This window comes from Streptomyces ipomoeae 91-03 (assembly GCF_000317595.1).
GTDB classification, from domain to species: domain Bacteria; phylum Actinomycetota; class Actinomycetes; order Streptomycetales; family Streptomycetaceae; genus Streptomyces; species Streptomyces ipomoeae.
The window spans coordinates 1-1,256 of the sequence record NZ_AEJC01000658.1; the positions used below are offsets into that span (position 1 = coordinate 1).

At 71.3% G+C, this 1,256-nt stretch carries 1 protein-coding gene; it reads left to right on the top strand.

The window, feature by feature from the left end:
• Positions 1–75: 75 nt before the first annotated feature.
• The gene (locus tag STRIP9103_RS53315) at positions 76–1,098 is read left to right on the top strand and encodes a chaplin (protein ID WP_009341634.1); all 1,023 of its coding nucleotides are present in this window, start codon (positions 76–78) and stop codon (positions 1,096–1,098) included.
• Positions 1,099–1,256 lie beyond the last annotated feature (158 nt).

Sequence of the window (1,256 nt, forward strand, 5' to 3'; positions counted from 1 at the left end):
GCCGACTGGTCTCCAGGAAGAGGCGCGTAGGTCGGAAAAGCAGATCAGGACAAAGTCGAAGGCAGGTAATCAGCAATGCGACAGGTCACCCGCAAAAGCCTCATGACGATGGCGGCGGCCTCCGGCGTGCTCGCCGCGGCCGGCGGCTACGCCCACGCCGACGCCGGCGCGCAGGGCTCCGCCACCAACTCGCCGGGCGTGCTCTCCGGCAACAACGTCCAGGCGCCGGTCAACGCGCCGGTCAACGTCTGCGGCAACACCGTGAACGTGATCGGGCTGCTCAACCCGGCGGCGGGCAACAAGTGTTCCAACGGCGGAGGCGGCGGTCACCACGACGGCGGTTACGGCGGTGGCGGTCACCACGGCGGCGGTCACGGTTCGTCGTACGACGGGGCCCAGGCCCACGGGCACGCCAGCGACTCGCCGGGTGTGCTCTCCGGCAACAACGTCCAGGCGCCGGTCAACGCGCCGGTCAACGTGTGTGGCAACAGCGTCAACGTGATCGGCGTCGGCAACACGGCCATGGGCAACGACTGTTCCAACGGCGGAGGCGGCGGCCACGACGGCGGTTACGGCGGCGGCGGTCACCACGACGGCGGTCACGGTTCGTCGCACGGTGGGTCCCAGGCCGACGGGTACACCAGCGACTCGCCGGGTGTGGGCTCCGGCAACAACGTGCAGGCGCCGGTGGACGCGCCGGTCAACGTGTGCGGCAACACCGTCAGCGCGGTCGGGATCGGCAATGGGACCACGGGCGACGACTGCGGGAACTCGGGCGGCGGAGGGGCGCACGAGACCCCCGGTGGTGGCCGGGAGAACCCGCCGGGCGAGCCCGGACAGCCGGCCCCGCAGCACCCCGAGAAGCCCGGACAGCCAGGCGAACCGGGCAACCCCGGTCAGCCGGGCAAGCCCGGTGAGGAGGTCTCCGGCGGGGACACCAACACCCCGGGTACGCAGACCGTCACCCAGCCCGACACCGTGGCGACGCTCGCCGAGACCGGTGCCGGGCTGCCGCTCGGGCTGGCACTGCCGGTGGGCGCGGGCGCGTTGATCGGAGGTGCCCTGATCTACCGCAAGGCACGGGCCGCGGCGCTGTAGCCGTACGCCAGGCGCTCTGGCCGTGCCGTCCTCGACGGGGAGAAACGGAGTTGTTCGGGTCGCCCAAACTCATGGCGGGTTTTCCTCCGTTGCCTTGTGCGGGGACGCGCGGCACGGTTCGGAGGAATGCCCTGGATCCTTGAACTGGTACACGCCCC

Bases quoted from the DNA above. Each gene is read 5' to 3' on its own strand.
- STRIP9103_RS53315 (WP_009341634.1), top strand. From the start codon at position 76: ATGCGACAGGTCACCCGCAAAAGCCTCATGACGATGGCGGCGGCCTCC.